The 215-nt window shown below is 51.6% G+C and carries 1 tRNA gene; it reads left to right on the top strand.

From position 1 onward, the window contains the following. Positions 1-69 precede the first annotated feature (69 nt). Positions 70-151: transfer RNA gene (locus FC64_RS03150), tRNA-Leu, on the top strand. The last annotated feature ends 64 nt before the right edge of the window (positions 152-215 follow it).

Here is a 215-nt window from a genome sequence, read left to right as displayed (position 1 = left end):
GTAGAGCATTGGACTTTTAATCCAAGGGTCGAGGGTTCGAGCCCCTCGCGACTCATGGATGTCAATTTTGCGGGTGTGGCGGAATTGGCAGACGCGCTAGATTTAGGTTCTAGTGTCTTCGGACGTGGGGGTTCAAATCCCTTCACCCGCATCATTGCTATGCTGACTTAGCTCAGTTGGTAGAGCATCTGTCTTGTAAACAGAGGGTCGGAGGT

The organism is Ligilactobacillus araffinosus DSM 20653 (assembly GCF_001435375.1).
GTDB classification, from domain to species: Bacteria; Bacillota; Bacilli; order Lactobacillales; family Lactobacillaceae; genus Ligilactobacillus; species Ligilactobacillus araffinosus.
This window is presented reverse-complemented; position numbering and strand designations above follow the sequence as displayed.